Here is a 16,559-nt window from a genome sequence, read left to right on the forward strand (position 1 = left end):
ACGGGAGAACGTTATGGTGGCCAGAATGGGGCAATGGACTGTATTCACGATACTGATCGCGCTGTTGCCCCTGGCCGCCATGGCGGCACCCCGTTGCGTCGAGGACGATGTCGGCCGTGAAGTCTGCCTGGAGCATCCCGCGCAACGTATCGTGGGGTTGTCGCCGGGGGCGGTGGAGCTGTTGTTTTCCGCCGGCGCTGGCGAGCAGGTGGTGGGCGCGGTGGGTTTCAGCGACGAACCGCCAGCGGCGCGCAAAGTGCCCCGGGTCGGCAGTTACAAACGATTGGACCTGGAAGCGATCCTGGCGCTCAAGCCGGATCTGGTGATCGCCTGGCGCAGCGGCAATCCGGCCGGTCAGACCGAACAGCTGGAACGGCTTGGTCTCACCGTTTATTACAGCGAACCGGTCCGCTTCGAAATGATCGGCACGACTTTGGAACGGTTCGCCAGACTGGCCGGTACCGAGCAGCTGGGCAAGCCGGTGGCGGAGCAGTTCCGCGCCGGCATCGATGCTCTGCGCCAGCGCCACGGCGACGCCAAACCGATCACCGTGTTCTATCAGGTATGGGAAGAGCCGTTGATGACGGTGAACGACCGGCACCTGATCAGCGAAGCGATTCGGTTGTGTGGCGGCGTCAATGTGTTTGGCGAGTTGCCGGCGTTGACGCCGCGAATCGGCCGCGAAGCGGTGCTGGGCGCGGACCCGGAGGTGATCATCGCCGGCGGCATGGGCGAGGACAATCCGGCCTGGCTGGACCCCTGGCGCGAGTTCGGCTCGCTCACCGCGGTGCGTCGCGACAATCTGTTCTTCGTTCCGCCTTCCACCTTGCAGAGGCCCACGCCGCGCATGCTGGAAGGCACCCGCCGTCTGTGCAAACACCTGGAGCAGGCCCGTGCCCGGCGTTGACGCGCCGGCGCGCGCCTACCCCTGGACCGCTCTGTGGGTTCTGGCGCTGGCGGGGGGGCTGGCGATGGCACTGGCGGTGGCGGTGGGCAGCGTGCCGTTGGGCGCCGCCGATCTGTGGGCGGTGTTCACCGGCGGTGGCAACGAGCTGCAGCGGGATCTGATTTGGTCACTGCGTGCTCCTCGTGCGCTGGCCGCGTTCGCCACCGGGGGGCTGCTGGCCCTGGCCGGCGCTCTGATGCAGGTGCTGTTGCGCAATCCACTGGCCGATCCTTATGTGCTCGGATTGTCCGGCGGTGCCGCCGTCGGCGCGCTTGGCGCCATGCTGCTGGGTGCTGGAGCGATGTTGGTGTCCGGCTCCGCGTTCGCCGGCGCTTTGTTGTCCACGCTGCTGGTGTTCGGTTTGGCGCGGGGCTCCGGCAGTTGGACCCCGACCCGTCTGCTGCTCACCGGCGTGGTGGTGGCGGCGGGCTGGGGCGCGGTGATCACCTTTCTGCTCACCATGAGTCCGACGGAACGTCTGCCCGGCATGTTGTACTGGCTGATGGGCGACCTCGCCCATGCCAGGCATCCGGGCTGGGCCTGGCTGGTACTGGTGATCGCGGTGGCGGCCATGCTGCCGATGGGACGTTCACTCAATGTGCTGGCGCGCGGGCCGCTGCAAGCGGCGGCGCTGGGCGTGGCGGTGCGGCCACTGGAAACCTCGGTGTATGTGCTGGCCAGCCTGGTCACGGCGGTGGCGGTGACCACCGCCGGCAGCGTCGGTTTCGTCGGCCTGATCGTGCCCCATTTGTTGCGTCTGGTACTGGGCAACGATCAGCGCTTGATCCTGCCGGCCAGCGCCCTGGCCGGCGGGACCCTGTTGACGCTGGCGGATACCCTGGCCCGTATCCTGTTGGCACCGCAGCAACTGCCGGTGGGCGTGATCACCGCCTTGCTGGGTGTGCCGGTATTTCTGTTCCTGCTGTACCGGAGCCGATGATGAGCGTGCTGGAAACCCGCGAGCTGATCATCGATGTGCCCGGGCGAGTCTCCGGGCGCGCGCTGAGTCTGCGCATTGAACCGGGACAACGCTGGGGCATTCTCGGACCCAACGGCGCCGGCAAGACCACCTTGCTGCACACTCTGGCGGGATTGCGCGCGCCACGTTCCGGGCAGGTGCTGCTGGATGGCAAGCCGCTGTCTCAATGGCGCCGCCGTCAGGTCGCCCAGCGGCTGGCGGTGGTGTTTCAGGAACGGCAGGACGGCTTCCCCGCCACCGTGCTGGAGACCGCGCTGATCGGCCGGCATCCGTTCCTGCCGCCGTGGCGCATGGAAACCGCGGCGGATCTGGAACAGGCCCGGAACGCTTTGCGCCTATTGGATTTGAGTCATCTGGAACAGCGCCTGGTAAGCACCCTGTCCGGCGGTGAACGGCAGCGTCTGGCGCTGGCTACGGCCCTGGCTCAACAGCCGGCATTGTGGTTGGCGGACGAGCCCACCAACCATCTCGACTTGCACCATCAGGTGGCGGTGATGCGGTTGCTGGCACAGCAATCGCAACAGGGCGCGGGCCTGTGTCTGTGCCTGCACGATCTGAACCTGGCCGCGCGCTGGTGCGACCGGGCCCTGCTGCTCTATCCCGACGGTGAGCTGTGCCATGGGCCCGCCGACGCCATGCTGATACCGGAGGCGCTCGAGCGGTTGTACCGGCAGTCGCTGATCGTCACCGAAGTAAATGGCACCCGGGTATTTTTGCCGGGGTGATTCTCTGACATAAGGACCACCGCTGTTCCACGATTCACATACACGCAATACGCCGAGACCGGACTACGAAGCCGCTGTGGGAAGCGGCCTTGGCCGCGAATGCCCCCGGGTCGTTGGCCATTCGCTTGCCAGCAAGCTTCCCACGGTGGCTTCGAGGTGATCCTTAAAGAAGGTGCCAGCGTGTTGCGTGTAAGTGGCCAGACCCATAATCGCGGGGCAGCCATGACATAAGGACCGCCATCCATGACACAAGCGGTTTCCCGAGTGGAGGGCCGCGCGCCCGCCGCTCTGATCAGTGCACCCGGATCGGGGCAGGGCAAGTCCCTGATCACCGCCGGCCTGGCGCGCCTGCACCGCAACGCCGGCCGTCGTGTGCGGGTATTCAAGTTTGGTCCGGATTATCTCGACCCGATGATCCTGGCCCGCGCCAGCGGCGCGCCGGTGTACCAACTGCAGCCGTGGATGACCGGCGAGGCGGAATGCCGCTGGCGTCTCGCCGAGGCCGCCCGTGAGGCGGACCTGGTGCTGGTGGAAGGGGCCATGGGCCTGTTCGATGGCTCGCCTTCCAGTGCCGATCTGGCACGGATGTGCGACCTGCCGGTGATTCCGGTCATCGATGCGGCCGGCATGGCGCAGACATTCGCCGCACTGGCCCAGGGGCTGGCGAGGTTCCGTCCCGGGTTGAGACTGCGGCAGGTGATCGCCAATCGCATCGGCAGTCCCCGTCATGGTGAAATGCTGGCGGAAGGTTTGCCGGCGGATCTGTCGTTGCTGGGTGCGGTGCCCCGTCATTCCGATCTGGCTTTACCGGAGCGGCATCTGGGTTTGGTGCAGGCGGAGGAACTGACCGATCTGGACCGGCGTCTGGATGCGGTGGCGGCGGTGCTGGCGGAGGCCGGCCTGGATCGCCTGCCGGAGGAAGTCACGTTGAATGCCGATTGTCCGCCGCCGCCGGCGGCGCTGTTGGCCGGGCGCCGCATCGCGGTGGCCAGGGATGCCGCCTTCGGTTTTCTCTATCAGGCCAACCTGGACTTGCTCACCGCCATGGGCGCCGAGCTCCGGTTCTTTTCGCCCCTGCACGATCGGGGGATGCCGGAGGCGGAGGCGCTCTGGCTGCCCGGCGGCTACCCGGAACAGCATGGCGGCGCGTTATCCTCGAACCTGGCCATGCGGGCGTCGATCCGTGACCACCATCGTCAAGGCAAGCCGATCCTGGCGGAGTGCGGCGGGCTGATGTATTGCATGGAGACACTGGTGGACAATAAGGGCTGGCGCCATTCCATGCTGGGCCTGCTGCCCGGCGAAGCACTGATGATGGGGCGCTTGCAGGGGCTGGGGTTGCACGCGTTGTCATTGCCACAAGGGCAGTTGCGTGGGCATACCTTCCACTACTCCAGGTTGGAAACGCCACGTGTGCCGGATCAGCATAGTGAAAAACAAAGCGGCACTGGCGGGGAGCCGGTGTTCCGTGAAGGCACTCTGACCGCCAGTTACTTTCACGGCTATTTCCCGTCGGCGCCGGAAGCGGTGGCGGCATTGTTTGCAGGCAAAATGTCCGATCATTGAAAGCAGGGAGACGGATCATGCGTGAAGACGCCAAAACCCCGCACCGCCATGCCGAACGCATGGCGAAAAAGCAAAAAATCATGCAGGAACGAATCGCCCGGGCACAGAACAACCAGGGTGTGTTGCTGGTGCTGACTGGCCCCGGCAAGGGCAAAAGCAGTTCCGCTTTCGGTATGGCGGCGCGCGCCCTGGGCCACGACATGAAAGTGGGTGTGGTGCAGTTTATCAAAGGGGCGTTCAAAACCGGCGAGGAGCGCTTCTTCCGTGCGCAGCCGCTGGTGGACTACCACGTCATGGGAGAGGGCTACACCTGGGACACCCAGGATCGCGAACGCGATGTGGCCGCCGCCAAAGCCGCCTGGGCCGAGGCGCGCCGCATGCTGCGTGACCCGGACTACAAGCTGGTGGTGCTGGATGAACTGAACATCGCGCTGCGTTACCAGTACCTGGATCTGGACACCGTACTGGATGACCTGCAGGACCGCCCGGAAATGCAGCACGTGGTGGTCACCGGCCGTTACGCACCTAAGCCGCTGATCGAACTGGCCGACACCGTCACCGAAATGAAAGTGGTGAAGCACGCGTTCAAGGATCTTGGCGTGAAGGCGCAGAAAGGCATAGAGCTGTGAAGAAAGTTGATAGTGGACAGTTGAAAGTTGACAGCGAAAATCCTGGCAGTAGCTGTCAACTATCCACTGTCAACTGTCAACTGACTTTAATGGTGCAAGGCACGACTTCGGATGCCGGAAAAAGCACGGTGGTGGCGGCGTTGTGCCGCTGGCTGGCGCGGCAGGGGGTGGCGGTGGCCCCGTTCAAGCCGCAAAACATGGCGTTGAACAGCGCGGTGACCGGGGACGGTGGCGAGATCGGGCGCTCCACCGCGTTGCAGGCGCTGGCCTGTGGTCTTGAACCGCACAGTGATATGAACCCGGTATTGCTCAAGCCGCAGACCGATCGTGGTGCCCAGGTGATCCTGCGCGGACGGGTGCTCGGCAACATGGACGCCATCGCCTATCACGAATACAAAACCACTGCCCGGGAAGCGGTGCTGGCGGCCTGGCATGATCTGTCCGCACGCTATCCGATCATCATCGCGGAAGGCGCCGGCAGTCCGGCGGAGATCAACCTGCGTGAGAACGACATCGCCAACATGGGTTTTGCCGAGGCGGTGGATTGCCCGGTGATTCTGGTGGCGGACATTGACCGGGGTGGTGTTTTCGCGCAGTTGGTGGGCACGCTGGAGCTGCTTTCTGAAAGCGAACGGGAACGTGTGGTCGGCTTTGTCATCAATCGTTTTCGCGGAGACCCGGCGCTGTTGCAAAGCGGCCTGGACTGGCTGGAGCAACGCACCGGCAAACCGGTACTCGGCGTGCTGCCTTATCTGCATGGCCTGTTGCTGGACGCGGAAGACGCGGTGGCCGACGCCGGTGAGCATGTCGGTGAAGCATTGAACGTGGTGGTGCCGGTCTTTCCCCGCATCAGTAACCACAATGATCTGGATCCGCTGCGCCTGCATCCCGGTATTGCCCTGTATCTGGTCGGGCCGGGGCAAACACCGCCGCCAGCCGACTGGGTGATTCTGCCGGGCAGCAAGCATACTCGCGCCGATCTTCACTGGTTGCGGGAGCAAGGCTGGGAGCCTTATTTGCAGCGTCATCTGCGTTATGGCGGGCGCATATTGGGTATCTGTGGCGGCTTCCAGATGTTGGGCAAGGCGATACATGATCCGGACGGTATTGAGGGGCGTCCCGGCAGTAGTGATGGACTGGGGCTGCTGGATATGGAAACCACCCTGGTGGCTGGCAAGCAACTGCGGCAGGTGGGGGCACGTTTGCTGCCTGGTGGTGAAGCCGTAGCCGGTTATGAAATCCACAATGGCGTCACTGGCGGGCCGGCGCTGCAACGGCCGTTGTTCGATGTGGGTGGTCGCATGGACGGCGCGGTCAGTGACGACGGCCAGGTGATGGGCGGCTACCTGCATGGCTTGTTTGATCGGGCTGGCGTGTGCGATGCGTTATTGCGGCCACGGCAGGAGAGCACAGCGGATCATGAGCAACACCGGCAAGCGGTTCTGGATCGTCTGGCGGACAGTGTCGAACAGCATTTGAATCCGCCCTTGTTGCGCCGCTGGCTGCGGCTCTGAACTTGTCCTGGTTGTGCTGGAACGGCTCTGTTTGATTGCGCCTTTGGAGCGCTTGTCCTATCGATCGTGCCCCGTGACGAGGCAAACACCGTGCTTCGAAAGTCCGGCTCCGATTCGCCGTCGATGTTGTCATCTCCCGGTAAAAAACGCTTCTGCCCCGATCGACATGGAAACTGGTACGGCGCCTGCGTCTTTCTTCTTCAAGGTATTGACCGGTTAGTACAAGTCATCTTGACGAGGAGGGAACATGAGCAGGCTTACTGGAACGGATCCTGTGAATCGATGTGGCCCATTGGCGGCCGCCATGCTGATCGCCGCTCTGCCGGGTCTCGCCCTGGCTCAGGCCGAGTCGCTTCAGGAGGCGTTTTCCGATGGGGAAGTCAGCGGCAATCTGCGCGCCTATCACAACATCAGGGACGCACACGGCAGTGACGCCAACCATACCTTCGCGCTCGGCGGCAGCCTGCACGCGGAAACCGCGCCCTGGTCCGGTGTGTCCGCCGGCGCCACATTTTACACCTCCAACGGATTGGGGCTGCAGTACGAAGAGCGCTCCCGGCGTAACGCCAATCTGCCCGATGACGTGGACGTGCTGGGCGAAGCCTGGATGCAGTATGAGGGCGCCGGCAATCGGCTGCGGGCCGGGCGACTGAAAGTGGATACGCCTTTCTCCAATCCCTCCGATGCGTTTCTGATTCCAATTACCTATGAAGCGCTGTCGGTGGCCAACACCGCGATCGACGGACTGGAGCTGTCCGGGCATTATTTGCGCCGGATCAAGAACCGCCCGGACGATGCATTCGAACGGATCGGCCAGTTCGCGCTGGATCGTTATGGTGTTGTCGATGACAGTGACAAAGGCGCCTGGATCGCCGGCGCCCGTTATCAACCGGCGGAGCGCCAGTGGCAGGCCTGGGCCATGGCGCTGCCGGACCTGTTCACTCTCTATTACGTGCGGATGGATACCCCGCTGGCGGATTGGCGCGGCCTGGCCTTTGACCTTGGCGTGCAAGGACTTTACGGGGATGACGCCGGTGACGCCCTGGCGGATCGGATCAACGCTCGTGGTGGCGGGCTGCAACTGTCGTTGTCACGGAACGCCACGACTCTGGCGCTGGCCTGGAACCGCTTCTGGGAAGACGCCGATGCCTATGGCCGCGGCGCCTTGCCGATGCCGTTCAGCTATTCCACCGGGCCACTGTTCACCAACTCGATGACGCAGACACTGGAAAACAGCGCCGCCGGCCAGGCTTACAAGATCAGCCTGAAACAGTCGTTTTCGCCGCGCTGGAGCGGGCAAGTCAGCTATGCCCGCTATCAGCGGCTTGGCGCGGTGGACACGGATGAGGCGGATCTGGACATCAGCTATGCCTTCGGTGGTGGCCTGGAAGGGCTGTCGCTGCGTCTGCGTGTCGGCGTGATCGGTTCCGACCAGGCCGATGCGCGTTTTGTCGAGGTGCGGCCGCAACTGCAATACGTGTTTTAACACCGGGGACCGTACTCGCCAGGATTGTATTTTCGCGCAATATGTAATATTGTTTGTTACATGAAAAGAGACAGCAGATTATCAGGTGTGCTGCACGTGCTTCTGCACATGGCGGAAGTGGAAGGGCCGGTTACTTCCGAGACCCTTGCCGGGATCATGCAGACCAACCCGGTTGTGATTCGCCGTACCCTTGCCGGACTGCGCGAGCAGGGGCTGGTGACCTCGGTAAAGGGGCACGGCGGCGGCTGGCGTCTGTGCTGCGATCTGGATGCCGTCACCCTGCATGACATCTATGTGGCGCTGGGCGAACCCGTGGTGTTCGCCATGGGAAACCGTACTGAGTCGCCTGGCTGCCTGGTGGAAAAAGCAGTCAACGCTCATATGAACGATGCTCTTCAACAGGCCGAAGCGGTGCTGATGGCCCGGTTGCGTGATGTGACCCTGGCGGATCTGAGCCGGGATTTTCATCGTGGCCTGCAACAGCGGGACCACGCTCACTGCCCCTCCTGACCGCGCTATTTTTTGCCGGAGGCTATTATGTTTGACGTCATTATTGTCGGCGGCGGTTACGCTGGTATGTCCGCGGCGCTGCCGCTGGCGCGCGCCCGTCGCAAGGTACTGGTGATCGACAGCGGACTGCGCCGTAACCGCTTCGCTGACGCCGCCCATGGTGTTCTGGCCCAGGATGGACGCCCGCCGGGGGAGATCGCCGCTGAAGGGAAGCGGCAATTGCTGCTTTACCCGGATCTCACCTGGCGTGATGGCGAAGCTGTATCCACGAGTCGGCTTGATGACGGGTTTGCAGTGGGCACCGCCGACGGCGACCAGTTCCGAGGTCGCCTCCTGATCCTTGCCACCGGTGTTTCCGATACCTTGCCCGATGTGCCGGGTGTGAAGGAACGTTGGGGGCGTTCGGTGTTTCACTGCCCATACTGCCACGGTTACGAACTGAACCGGGGCGTGCTCGGGGTGCTTGCCAGCGGGCCTATGTCGCTGCATCAGGCGCAATTGATTCCGGAGTGGGGACCCACCACGCTTTTCACCAATGGCGTGTTGACCTTGGATCAGGAACAGCAACAGGATCTGGCCCGGCGTGGTGTCACGGTGGAGACGGAAGCCGTGGTGGCGGTGTCCGGCGACCGGGCCACGGTGGCGTTGAAGGACGGCAGAGAGAAGGAACTGGTGGGTTTGTTTGTGGCCACCGAGATAGTGCCCGGTCCGTTGGCGGAACAATTGGGATGCAAACTGGAATCCACTCCCATGGGCACAATCATCGCCACCGATGAGGTCAAGGCCACCTCGGTGCCCGGTGTGTTCGCGTGTGGCGACACGGCCCGGGCCGCCGGCAACGTGACGCTGGCCATGGCCGATGGCACCATGGCGGCCATGGGCGCGCACCGGGCTTTGTTGTTCGGTTTGCCGGAGAGCGGCTGACGCCGGACGCCAGCTGCTTGTGGTGGTTTGCCCGCTGGCGCGTTATTGCTCCACGAAGGCACGTTCGATGACATAGTCGCCGGGCTGCCCTTGATGTGGAGACGCCTGAAAGCCACGGGCGTCCAGCATTCTGGTCAGTTCCTCCAGCATCGCCGGGCTGCCGCACAGCATGACCCGGTCGGTTTCCGGGTTCAGTGCCGGCAGGCCGAGGTCCTCGGTGAGTTTGCCGCTTTCGATCAGGGTGGTGATCCGCCCCCGGTTGCGGAACGGCTCCCGGGTCACGGTGGGATAATAAATCAGTTTTTCGCGAATGCACTCGCCAAGGAATTCGTGTGCGGGTAGCGCCTGATGAATGTAATCGTGATAGGCCAGTTCGCTCACATAACGGACGCCGTGGACCAGGATGATGTTGTCGAAACGGTCATAAATCTCGGGATCCTTGATGATGCTCATGAAGGGCGCCAGGCCGGTTCCGGTGCCGAGCAGGAACAGGTTCCTGCCCGGATTCAGGTCGTGTACCACCAGGGTGCCGACCGGTTTGCGGCTGACGATCAGCGCGTCTCCCTCTTTCAAATGCTGAAGCCGGGACGTCAACGGGCCGTCTGGTACCTTGATGCTGAGAAATTCCAGATGTTCTTCATGGTTGGCGCTGGCGATGCTGTAGGCGCGCATCAGTGGTTTGCCGTCCAGCTCCAGACCAATCATGACGAAGTGCCCGTTCTCGAAGCGCAGGGCCTGATCACGGGTGGTGCGAAAGCTGAACAGAGTGTCGTTCCAATGGTGCACACTCAGTACGTTTTCTTTACCAATGGCAGCCATGTCTATCCTCCAATAACGAACAAAGTTGAATGCGGTCCCCTTCGGGGAGGTTGCAAGCGTGCACGCAGTGACGCGGGCGCCGGCGTCCGCTGGTGGGTGTCACGGTGGCGCCTCCGCGTTGTTGTCGAGGCGGCAAAGGTTGTCGAGACGGTAAAGATAGCTCCAGGGAAAACGGCCGCGATCGTGGCCGTCGGAGAAGGTCAATTGCAGCGCACCGAGGTCGGCCATGGCCACGTCTCGGATGCTAACGTCGTCGTCGACCAGATCAGTGCCGCACCGCCGTGCCGCTTCGCAGTGCGCGCAGCGGCAGGCACGGCGCAGAGCGGTGCTGGCGAGGCGGGAGATTTCGCCATTTTCCCACAGCAGTTGCAGAGCGCCACCGCCGTCGAGCAGACGTATTTCCTCCGGGGCATTGATCCCGCTGTGATGTGTCATTGTCGTCTCCGGATTGAGTGAGTGCCTGGGATAACCTGTCATGACAAGTTGTCGTGCACTCAGCGTTGCAGGTACCGCAGCTTGTCGCTCTTGCCTTCCCAGGCTTCGGCGTCAGGCAGGGGCTCCGACGCTTCCGCCAGTACCGGCCAGACCTGCGCCAGCTCCGCGTTCAGTGCCACGAACATTTCCTGGCCTTCGGGCAGTTCCTTGTCCGCGTGGATGGCGCCGGCTGGACACTCCGGCACACACAGAGCGCAATCAATGCAGACCTCCGGGTCGATCACCAGAAAGTTTTCCCCCTCGTGGAAGCAGTCCACCGGGCACACTTCCACGCAGTCGGTGTATTTGCAGCGTATGCAGTTCTCGGTCACCACGAATGTCATCGTCGTCTCCTTGCCGGCCGAGGCCGCCGGTCAGGCGGCACTCAACTTCGATTGCGCCCAGCGGGCCAGTTTGCGAACGTCCGGGTCCGGATCATCCAGAGCGGTTTGAATGTAAGGCCGGCATTGTTCGTGAGCGATGGCGCCGAGCGCGCCGATGGCGGCTTTGCGCAAATTGCTCATGGCATCGCGGCTGCACTCGCCCAGTGCCGGAATGCCTTCCACCCGGCCGAGTTTGCCGATGGCGTCGGCGGCCTTTTCCCGCACCTGCCAGGTGCTGTCCCGGGTCGCCTCGATCAGCAGCGGCAGGCTGTCTTGGTGATTGAGCTTGGCGATGCTGTTCATCGCCTCGGCCCGCACCTGCCAGTGCGGATCACTTACCACTTGCCGGAGCGCTTCCGCCACCGAGTCCGGCTCGGCGTAGACCAACGCACCGACGGCGGCGCGGCGTACCTCGGCATCGTCATCGTCGCGGGCGCGTTGGATCAGCGCCGGCAGGTTGCGTTCCTCCTTGAGCCAGCCGAGCAGCCCGACGGCTTCACGGCGGATCGTGGCATCGCCGGCTTCCAGGCGCGCCAGCGCCGGTTCACGGGCCGCCGGTTCGCGCAGGGGCTTCAGCGCCCGCAGAATGCCCGCCACCACGAACGGGTCGCGGCTTTCTTCCAGGGCGGCCAGTAGCGGTTTGGCCGCGGCCGGATCCTTGAGATCAGAGAGCGCATGAGCAGCGGCGTTGCGCACCACCTCGTCGCTGTCATTGAGCGCGGCGATCAGTGCGTCGGCCATATCCTCGGATTCAAATTCATCGACCACCTTGGCGGCCTCCTGACGCACCTGGGGGTCGGGGTCCCGGAGTGCCTGGATCAGCAGCGTCACCGCCTCCGGTTCCGGGCAATCGACCAGGTCCAGCACCGCCACGCGGCGCAGGCCGGGATCCGGCGAGGCCAGGCGCTCGGCCAACTCCCGCAGTTCGGGATCGTGAAACACGTTCATGGGCACCTCAGCGCAGCAAGTAGGGAATGTTCACGGTGACCGCATCGGTCGGGCAGTCCGCTTCGCAGGGCATGCAGTACCAACACTCGTCGTACTTCATGTGGGCCTTGCCGGTGCTCTCATCGATCCAGAGCACATCCAGGGGGCAGACGTCGATGCACACGGTGCAGCCTTTATCGGCGATACATTTATCCGCGTCGACGGTGACGGGCACGGCGCTGTGATGATTGGCGATAGGCATGAGAATCTCCTTGTCGGAATCAGGCGTTGGCGGCTTTTTTTACACGCAGCTGGTTGTAGGCATCCTTTTCTTCGCCGAGTGAAACGATGTACGGAGCAATCGGGCGGGTGCCGCTGGCCATCCCGCCGGACTCGTCCTTGTACAGGCGGCTGTGACAGAACCACTGCTGCTCGTCGGTCTCGGGGAAGTCCACGCGATAGTGGTACAGGCCCCAGCGCGACTCGGTGCGGTAAAGCGAGGCGCGGGCGGCCATCTCGGCGCAATCGACGATGGAATGCACCTCCATGGCGCGCATCAGTTCGTGGGCGTCACCGGCCTTGAGCAGCGGCAGGTCATCGCGGACCGAGAGAATCCGTTCCAGGCCGATCTCCATGCGGCGGGTGACCTTTGGCGGTTGCAGGTAGTCGTTGACCAGACGCCGGACTTTGTACTCCATCTGTTCCGGCGGGATACCGTCGGCCCGTTGCAGTGGCGCGCGCAGACGCACCAGTTCTTCCTCGATCAGATTTTTGTCCAGTTCAAATTGGCCGCGCTGTTGCGCGAAGTCAGCGGCGCTTTCGCCGCAGATCTGGCCATATACGAACGCGCCGAGCATGTAGTTATGGGGCACCGAGGCCATATCGCCGGCGGCGTACAACCCCGGCACGGTGGTGGCACCGGTCTCATCCACCCAGACGCCGGAGGCGGAGTGGCCGCTGCAGAAGCCGATCTCGGAAATGTGCATTTCCACCATGCGTTTGCGGTAGTCGACGTGGCGGCCGTCATGGAAGCGGCCACGGCTGGGCCGCTCATTGGTGTGCAGAATCGTCTCGATCTCCTGAATGGTTTCCTCGGCGAGGTGATCCAGCTTCAGGAACACCGGACCCTTGCCGGATTCCAGTTCCTTGAAAAACTCCAGCATCATCTGCCCGGACCAGTAGTCGCACTCTATGAACCGTTCGCCGAAAGCATTGGAGGTGAACCCGCCGAGTGGACCGGTAACGTAGGCGCAGGCCGGGCCGTTGTAATCCTTCAACAAGGGGTTGACCTGATAGCACTCGAGATTGGCCAGGTCGGCGCCGGCGTGATAGGCCATGGCGTGGCCGTCGCCGGAGTTGGCCGGGTTTTCATAGGTGCCGAACAGGTAGCCGGAATGCGGCAGGCCAATGCGACCCGCGGCGCCGGTGGCCATCACCACCGCCTTGGCGCGGATGATGATCGGCTCGGCGGTGCGGGTGTTGATACCGATCATGCCGGAAATATTGCCCTTGGTGTCCTTGAGAAGACGGGTGGCCTGATAGCGGTTTTCCACCTTGATGCGATGACGGCGCAGGCGCCGGTAGAGAATTTTCTTGACGTTATGGCCTTCCGGCATGGGCAGAACATAGGTGCCGAGGTGATGCACCTTTTTCATGTCGTAGTCGCCGGTTTCGTCCTTCTGGAAATGCACGCCCCAGGAATCCAGTTTCTCGATCATCGGGTAGGAGCGCTGGGCATAGGCCATCAGCGCTGGCTGGTGGACGATGCCGTCGTTGGCGATGGTGATTTCCCTGACGTACTGCTCCGGGGTGGCGTGGCCGGGGACAATGGCGTTGTTCAACCCGTCCATGCCCATGGAAATGGCACCGGAGCGTTTGACGTTGGCTTTCTCCAGCAAGGTCACGTCGAGATCCGGGTGACGTTCCTTGACGGTCACCGCGGCCATTGGACCGGCGGTGCCGCCGCCGATCACCAGCACATCGGTATCGATGATGGCTACGTCGTCGAAGTTCATGGTTCCTCCTATTTCCGACCCACGCGGAAGTGATATTTGAAAGAGTCGCCGCGGAAGCTCAGATACTCGAAGTCGATCGGGCGTCCACGACGGTCATGGGTAAGGCGTTCCACCCGCAGCACCGGCTCGCCGGGTTGCAGGTTCAGATGGGCGCGGGTGCCCTGATCGGAAAGCGCCGCTTCGATGCGAATGCTGGCCTCACCCAGGGGAATGGCGAACAGGTTCTCCAACATCGGAAAAATGTCACCGCTGAGCTCCATGCCGAACATGCGCCGGCCGATATCCAGCGGGAAATAGCTGTGTTCCAGGGACAGCGCCTCACGGTTGAGGAAACGGACCCGGGTGATTTCCACCACGTCCTCGCCGCTGGCGAGGCGCAGCGCGGCGGCCACTGCTTTGGGAGCCTTCAACTGCTGGATGCTGAGCAAACGGGCGGAGGCTTCATAGCCTTGCGCGGTCATGGCTTCGCCAAAACCCTGCAAGTGCTCCACGCTCTGCACCGCCTTGGGTTTGCTGACGAAGGTCCCCTTACCCTGGGCGCTGAACACCAGCCCTTCGTTATGCAGGTCGCGCAACGCCTGCCGGATAGTGATACGGCTGACGCCGAAGGCGCTCATCAATTCGCTTTCCGAAGGCAATTTCTCGTGGGGGCGATAGTCGCCTTCGAGAATGCGCCGCCGGAGCTGGTCCTTGATCTGCAGGTACAGCGGTTGTGGTGACCGGTTCGATAGCGGCCGGGTCAGGGTTTTGCTCACGGTACTGTCCTCTTGTTATGACAGGTCATGGCATTTACAGGCATGAAAGCGAACGGCATGAAGCATCTCAGCCGGCCTGTCCGTTCTGTTGCTCGAACGCGCGCAGGGTTTCACGGCGAATCAAATCCAGGCATTCGCGTTTCAGGGCCATGAAGCCGGGCTGGGTCAGCAGGTCCTGGCTGCGCGGGCGGGGCAGATCCACGGAGATGTCGGCGATGATGCGGCCGGGGCTGGCGCTCATGATCAGAATGCGATCGGACAAAAACACCGCTTCGTCGATATCGTGGGTGACGAACAAAACGGTGTTGCCGAATTCGCTCCAGATATCCAGCAGGCTTTCCTGCATCATGGTGCGGGTCTGGGCGTCGAGAGCGCCGAACGGCTCGTCCATCAGCAGCACGCTGGGGTAGTTGGCGAGCGCGCGGGCAATCCCCACACGTTGCTGCATGCCGCCGGACAAGGTGTCAGGAAAGGCATTGGCATGGGCGGACAAGCCGACCAGGCCAAGAAAGGTGCGTGCCAGACTCAGCGCTTCGTTGCGGCCGAGCCCCGACATCAAGGGACCGAACGCCACGTTGTCGCGCACTGTTTTCCAGGGGAACAGGGAATGTTGCTGGAACACCATGCCGCGATCCGGGCCCGGTGCCTTGACCGGATTACCGTCCACCAGCAGTTCGCCCCGGGTGGGGCTGACGAATCCGGCGACCGTATTCAGCAATGTGGATTTGCCGCAGCCGGACGGGCCGAGCAGGCAGACGAATTCGCCGGGGCGGATGTCCACCTGGGCGCGGTGTACCGCGGTAACCCAGTCGCCACTGCGCTCAAATTCCACCGAGACATCACGAATCTCGATATGGCCACGTTCACCGCCGGGGGCTCTGGAGCTCCGTCCTGGCGGTTGCGCCAGCCTCCGGGTCATGTCGATGGCGGAGGTCATGGGGTTCTCCTTGGCTCTGCTCTGGTCCCGGATGGTGCTTTCCGGAGTCGATTTGGTGGCCGGTTTCATCGGTCTTTCTCCTGTACTTGCCAGCGCAACAGTGGACGGCACAACCACTTGATCAACAGGGTGCAGAGCGTGCCGAGGCCACCGATCATCAACATGCCGATGATGATCTGCGGGTACTGGATCAGGGTGTAGGCGGACCAGGTGAAGTAACCGATGCCGTACTGGCCGCTGATGATTTCGCCGGCCAGCAGCGAGAACCAGGCGACCCCCATGCCAATAGCGAGGCCGGCAACGATGCTGGGCAGTGCGCCGGGCAATACCACATGCCGAAGGATGGCGGCGTTGCTGGCGCCAAGACTGCGCGCCGCCCGCACCAGCACTTTGGGTGTCTGTTCAACGCCGTGCACGGTGTTGATGACGATCGGAAACAGGGCACCGAGAAAGGTGATGAAGATGATGCTGGACTCCTCGCTGGGCATCATCAGGATGGCCAGCGGAATCCAGGCCACCGCCGGTATCGGTCTGAGCAGTTCGATGTAGGGCGTGATGATGTCTTCGGCGAGACGGGAGCGGCCCATCAGAATACCGAGCCCGACGCCGAGCACCACGGCCACCGCATAGGCGACGGTGATGCGTCGCAGACTGTGCAGGATGTGCAGGTAAAAATCGCTGTTGGACAGCGCTTCCGTCAATGCCTGGCCCACCACCAATGGGCCGGGCACGTTCTCGAAGTTGATGAACAGATTGAAGCCGCTGCTGGATGCCCAGTGCCATACCAGTAGCGCGGCCAGAAGGGCCAGGCCGCGTACCAGATAACGGCTGAGGGTTTCCGGCAGGCGTAGCGGCGAGCGGCGTGCCGTGGCGGTGTCGGCGGCTGGGGTATCGACCTGATCGATCACCGGGCTGCCGGCCTCGCCACCGATTTCACTATTGTTCAGGCTCATAATGCGCTCCTCCCTGA

Annotated in this window: 18 protein-coding genes; 9 read left to right on the forward strand and 9 right to left on the reverse strand. The window is 63.0% G+C overall.

Going from position 1 to position 16,559, the window contains the following annotated elements; all coding sequences use genetic code 11:
* Positions 1-25 precede the first annotated feature (25 nt).
* From E0L37_RS01025 to E0L37_RS01065, 9 genes are all read left to right on the forward strand, one after another.
* Complete coding sequence (locus E0L37_RS01025) at positions 26-907, forward strand: cobalamin-binding protein (RefSeq protein WP_133489960.1); 882 nt, start codon at positions 26-28, stop codon at positions 905-907.
* Entirely contained in the window at positions 894-1,886 is a 993-nt protein-coding gene (locus E0L37_RS01030) for an iron ABC transporter permease (protein WP_201303766.1), read from the forward strand. Before E0L37_RS01025 ends, E0L37_RS01030 begins: the two co-directional genes overlap by 14 nt.
* Positions 1,886-2,650 (forward strand): ABC transporter ATP-binding protein, encoded by a 765-nt coding sequence (locus E0L37_RS01035; protein ID WP_133490228.1) that lies wholly within the window; start codon positions 1,886-1,888, stop codon positions 2,648-2,650. The genes E0L37_RS01030 and E0L37_RS01035 overlap by 1 nt, the downstream gene beginning before the upstream one ends.
* Before the next feature lie 243 nt (positions 2,651-2,893).
* Positions 2,894-4,216: a cobyrinate a,c-diamide synthase gene (locus E0L37_RS01040; protein ID WP_133489961.1), complete on the forward strand. Its 1,323-nt coding sequence runs from the start codon at positions 2,894-2,896 to the stop codon at positions 4,214-4,216.
* 17 nt (positions 4,217-4,233) lie between these two features.
* Positions 4,234-4,845 carry a cob(I)yrinic acid a,c-diamide adenosyltransferase gene (gene cobO / locus E0L37_RS01045; protein ID WP_133489962.1) on the forward strand — a complete coding sequence of 204 codons (612 nt, stop codon included), beginning with the start codon at positions 4,234-4,236 and terminating at the stop codon, positions 4,843-4,845.
* 89 nt (positions 4,846-4,934) lie between these two features.
* Positions 4,935-6,359 carry a cobyric acid synthase gene (locus tag E0L37_RS01050; protein WP_133489963.1) on the forward strand — a complete coding sequence of 475 codons (1,425 nt, stop codon included), beginning with the start codon at positions 4,935-4,937 and terminating at the stop codon, positions 6,357-6,359.
* Positions 6,360-6,606: 247 nt separating this feature from the next.
* Positions 6,607-7,845, forward strand: a complete 1,239-nt coding sequence (locus E0L37_RS01055) for an OprD family outer membrane porin (RefSeq protein WP_133489964.1) — start codon at positions 6,607-6,609, stop codon at positions 7,843-7,845.
* Between the two features lie 60 nt (positions 7,846-7,905).
* Positions 7,906-8,355 (forward strand): Rrf2 family transcriptional regulator, encoded by a 450-nt coding sequence (locus tag E0L37_RS01060; RefSeq protein WP_133489965.1) that lies wholly within the window; start codon positions 7,906-7,908, stop codon positions 8,353-8,355.
* Between the two features lie 27 nt (positions 8,356-8,382).
* The gene (locus E0L37_RS01065; RefSeq protein ID WP_133489966.1) at positions 8,383-9,279 is read left to right on the forward strand and encodes an NAD(P)/FAD-dependent oxidoreductase; all 897 of its coding nucleotides are present in this window, start codon (positions 8,383-8,385) and stop codon (positions 9,277-9,279) included.
* Positions 9,280-9,321: 42 nt separating this feature from the next.
* Here E0L37_RS01065 and E0L37_RS01070 read toward each other — a convergent pair whose 3' ends face one another.
* The 9 genes from E0L37_RS01070 to E0L37_RS01110 all read right to left on the reverse strand — a co-directional run bounded on the left by E0L37_RS01070 (position 9,322) and on the right by E0L37_RS01110 (position 16,542).
* Positions 9,322-10,098: a ferredoxin--NADP reductase gene (locus tag E0L37_RS01070; RefSeq protein WP_133489967.1), complete on the reverse strand. Its 777-nt coding sequence runs from the start codon at positions 10,096-10,098 to the stop codon at positions 9,322-9,324.
* A gap of 99 nt (positions 10,099-10,197) precedes the next feature.
* Positions 10,198-10,533, reverse strand: a complete 336-nt coding sequence (locus tag E0L37_RS01075; RefSeq protein WP_205655559.1) for a DUF971 domain-containing protein — start codon at positions 10,531-10,533, stop codon at positions 10,198-10,200.
* 59 nt (positions 10,534-10,592) lie between these two features.
* Entirely contained in the window at positions 10,593-10,916 is a 324-nt protein-coding gene (gene fdxA, locus E0L37_RS01080) for a ferredoxin FdxA (RefSeq protein ID WP_133489968.1), read from the reverse strand.
* 30 nt (positions 10,917-10,946) lie between these two features.
* Entirely contained in the window at positions 10,947-11,903 is a 957-nt protein-coding gene (locus E0L37_RS01085; protein WP_133489969.1) for a HEAT repeat domain-containing protein, read from the reverse strand.
* 7 nt (positions 11,904-11,910) lie between these two features.
* On the reverse strand, positions 11,911-12,144 hold the full coding sequence (locus tag E0L37_RS01090) for a ferredoxin family protein (RefSeq protein WP_133489970.1): 234 nt from the start codon (positions 12,142-12,144) through the stop codon (positions 11,911-11,913).
* Between the two features lie 19 nt (positions 12,145-12,163).
* Positions 12,164-13,897, reverse strand: coding sequence for a fumarate reductase/succinate dehydrogenase flavoprotein subunit (locus tag E0L37_RS01095; RefSeq protein ID WP_133489971.1), 1,734 nt, complete (start codon positions 13,895-13,897; stop codon positions 12,164-12,166).
* An 8-nt stretch (positions 13,898-13,905) separates the two neighbouring features.
* Positions 13,906-14,652: a GntR family transcriptional regulator gene (locus E0L37_RS01100; protein ID WP_133489972.1), complete on the reverse strand. Its 747-nt coding sequence runs from the start codon at positions 14,650-14,652 to the stop codon at positions 13,906-13,908.
* Positions 14,653-14,719: 67 nt separating this feature from the next.
* Positions 14,720-15,658, reverse strand: coding sequence for an ABC transporter ATP-binding protein (locus E0L37_RS01105; protein ID WP_201303763.1), 939 nt, complete (start codon positions 15,656-15,658; stop codon positions 14,720-14,722).
* The gene (locus E0L37_RS01110) at positions 15,655-16,542 is read right to left on the reverse strand and encodes an ABC transporter permease (RefSeq protein WP_201303762.1); all 888 of its coding nucleotides are present in this window, start codon (positions 16,540-16,542) and stop codon (positions 15,655-15,657) included. The genes E0L37_RS01105 and E0L37_RS01110 overlap by 4 nt, the downstream gene beginning before the upstream one ends.
* Positions 16,543-16,559 lie beyond the last annotated feature (17 nt).

It is taken from the genome of Alcanivorax sp. 24 (assembly GCF_004360225.1).
In the GTDB taxonomy this organism is placed as follows: Bacteria; Pseudomonadota; Gammaproteobacteria; order Pseudomonadales; family Alcanivoracaceae; genus Alloalcanivorax; species Alloalcanivorax xiamenensis.